This window comes from Acinetobacter sp. YH12027 (assembly GCF_013420085.1).
GTDB classification, from domain to species: Bacteria; Pseudomonadota; Gammaproteobacteria; order Pseudomonadales; family Moraxellaceae; genus Acinetobacter; species Acinetobacter amyesii.
Map to the genome: position 1 here is coordinate 1 of NZ_VOYW01000089.1, position 2671 is coordinate 2671.

Sequence of the window (2671 nt, forward strand, 5' to 3'; positions counted from 1 at the left end):
AATTGCCACAAGATACGATAAGCTAAAACGTAACTATCAAAGCGCTGTTGCTTTAGCTTGTATATTTATATGGTTGCCTCTTTAGCTCAATTTATCGGCTGTAAATGTCAACACACCCTAATCATAATTGACGTCATAGGCTTCTTTTAAGTCATAGCTGTTGCCTGCCAATTGTTCTTCACCAATTGGCACATAGCCACTATGATTTTTCGACAGCCCAATATAGTGTTGCATTTTACTGGCGGTATCTTGTTGGAAATAGCGCTTTGCCACCTGAATCAATGATGTCGCAAAATCAAAATTGAACTGATCACCTTTTAAATATAGAAAACCAACATCTTTACAGGCTTGATCCAACGCGGTTGCCACCTCTAAGCGTTCTGACAGTACCGTGCTTTGCATTTTTGAAATATCTACAAGTGGCAAAACATAAGATTCATTCATCTTCAATTCCTATAAAGTTGGCCGTCCAACGCTGTAGTACATCATTTAGGCCGTCCTAAAGATGAAGAGGGATTAATCCAGTTATTTTTGCGTACTGACTTGAGTCATACGTGGAATTTTCGGTAGGTTTTCCATCGCTGGGTCGAGCTCGTCTTCCTGCGCATGTACCAAGAAATCCACCCGTTCGCGCAGTTGTTTAAATTCAGGACTCAGCATGAGTTCAGGATTACGAGGACGGGGTAAATCGACCTCAATAATTTCTTTAATTTCACCAGGATTGGCTTTGAGCGCCACAATACGATCCGCCAATAAAATGGCTTCATCCATATCGTGGGTCACAAAAATGATGGTGATATCAATGTTTTGCCAAAGATCCATTAAATGTTTTTGCATTTTTTGACGGGTATGCGGGTCAAGCGCGCCAAACGGCTCATCCATCAATAATATTTTGGGTTCATTAACCAATGCGCGGGCAATAGCAACGCGCTGTTTCATCCCGCCAGAAAGCTGATGCGGATACTGATCTTGGTATTTTTCTAGACCAATAATATCAATCCATTCGCGGGCGCTGGATTCAGCCGAAGCATTGCTGGCACCTTTCATTAAAGGGCCGAACATCACATTTTCTTTGACCGTTTTCCATGGAAAAAGCGTGTAGCCTTGAAACACCATGCCACGCTCAGGGCTTGGGCCTTCAATCGCTTGGCCATCGACCAGCAATTCACCGCTACTGTAAGGATCAAGCCCAGCCACAATTCGGCTAAAGGTCGATTTACCGCAACCCGATGGGCCAATCACGCAGATAAATTCACGTTTATGAATCTTTAAATCCAACTGATTTAAAATAGTGCGTTCAGTTTTGCCGTGCTTGAAACTTTGTGTAAGTTTTTTTGCTTCTAAAATGACAGGACGTGCATAAATTGCATCGAAATAAGTGGTGGCATTAAACTCTGTGCTGTTCATTATTTTGCTCCTGCTTTCCATTTAAATAGACGTTGACCGAGTTTCATTAGCACCACATCGCACACCAAACCAATCACCCCAATGATGAGGATCGCGGCATAGACATTGTCAAAGTTTTGGTAACGCGCTTGTTGGGTGATAAACCAGGTAATCCCAGAGGTTGTGCCGATCAGTTCAGATACGATCAGATAGGTCCAAGCCCAGCCGAGCAATACACGCAAGTCGCGGTAAATATCAGGAAGCGCTGCTGGAATCACCACATGAAATAAGCTTTTCAATTTATTGGTGCCCAGCGTAAAACCTGCTTCAATCAGGCCTCGGTCAACCATCCGTGTGGTATTGGCAATAATCAGAATTTGCTGAAACAGCGTACCAATCACGATAATGGCGATTTTAGGTGCATCATTAATGCCTAAAATCGCAACGGCTAATGCACCAAAAGCAGGAGCGGGCAAGTAGCGGAAAAACTCAACAAAGGGTTCGGTCAGTTGTGATATTTTTTGAGAAAAACCGCAAAGAATACCTAGCGGAATACCGATGAGAGAGGCAATAAAAAAAGCGCTGAACACAATTTTAATACTGTGCCATAAGCTTTGATGAAACCATGGGGCATCAGGTTGGGCAGGTGGAGTTATAAAAGCCGTAACTAATGCTTTTGCTACTTCGTGCGGTGCAGGTAAATAGATTGGATTGACCAGTTTACCTTGAGGTGGTGCTAAACCTGCATTGACCGCAGATTGCGCTTCGGCATAAAACACCGCTTTGTCTACATGGCTATCGACTTGCAAATACGGCACACTGCCAGACTGAGTAATTTGCACCTGTGGATGCCATAAAAATGGCAAATAACTCACTGCACACCAAATAAGCACAGGAATTAAAAATGATCCGAAGCCGAGCAATAGCTTGCTTTTCGGACTGAGCTCTCTTGCGACATAACCCATACTGACCAAGCCCCAATATTACTTTTTTAATAAAACGTAATACTGTTAAGCAATTAGAATGCCAAAGGCCTGTATGCCGTGATTTAACTGCAATTGATAAAGTTGAATGGACTAAATATCTGAAAAAGCCTGCCAAGGTAGCAGACAAAATGATTTTTTGGATCTAGAACAATGCCAAAATGTACTTTTATGGGGCTTTGTTGCACAAACCTATCTGTAAAGGCTTTTTCAGCGATATAATTTTCAAATGAAGAAGCCTACACACAAAATCTATCGCACAACCAATTGGCCCGCATATAACCGAGCACTCATGAGTCGCG

Annotated in this window: 2 protein-coding genes and 2 pseudogenes; 1 reads left to right on the forward strand and 3 read right to left on the reverse strand. The window is 42.6% G+C overall.

The window, feature by feature from the left end; genetic code table 11:
- A pseudogene (locus FTT94_RS16330) lies at nucleotides 1-85 on the forward strand (IS5/IS1182 family transposase); the annotation flags it as partial.
- Between the two features lie 35 nt (nucleotides 86-120).
- On the opposite strand, the pseudogene FTT94_RS16335 reads toward FTT94_RS16330, so the two are convergent.
- From FTT94_RS16335 to FTT94_RS16345, 3 genes and pseudogenes are all read right to left on the reverse strand, one after another.
- Nucleotides 121-444 (reverse strand): annotated as a pseudogene (locus FTT94_RS16335) (2-oxoglutarate and iron-dependent oxygenase domain-containing protein); the annotation flags it as partial.
- An 81-nt stretch (nucleotides 445-525) separates the two neighbouring features.
- Nucleotides 526-1407, reverse strand: a complete 882-nt coding sequence (locus FTT94_RS16340; protein WP_120367011.1) for an ABC transporter ATP-binding protein — start codon at nucleotides 1405-1407, stop codon at nucleotides 526-528.
- The gene (locus tag FTT94_RS16345) at nucleotides 1407-2351 is read right to left on the reverse strand and encodes an ABC transporter permease (protein ID WP_180116969.1); all 945 of its coding nucleotides are present in this window, start codon (nucleotides 2349-2351) and stop codon (nucleotides 1407-1409) included. Before FTT94_RS16345 ends, FTT94_RS16340 begins: the two co-directional genes overlap by 1 nt.
- Between the last annotated feature and the right edge of the window lie 320 nt (nucleotides 2352-2671).

Bases quoted from the DNA above. Each gene is read 5' to 3' on its own strand.
- FTT94_RS16340 (WP_120367011.1), bottom strand. From the start codon at position 1,407: ATGAACAGCACAGAGTTTAATGCCACCACTTATTTCGATGCAATTTAT.
- FTT94_RS16345 (WP_180116969.1), bottom strand. From the start codon at position 2,351: ATGGGTTATGTCGCAAGAGAGCTCAGTCCGAAAAGCAAGCTATTGCTC.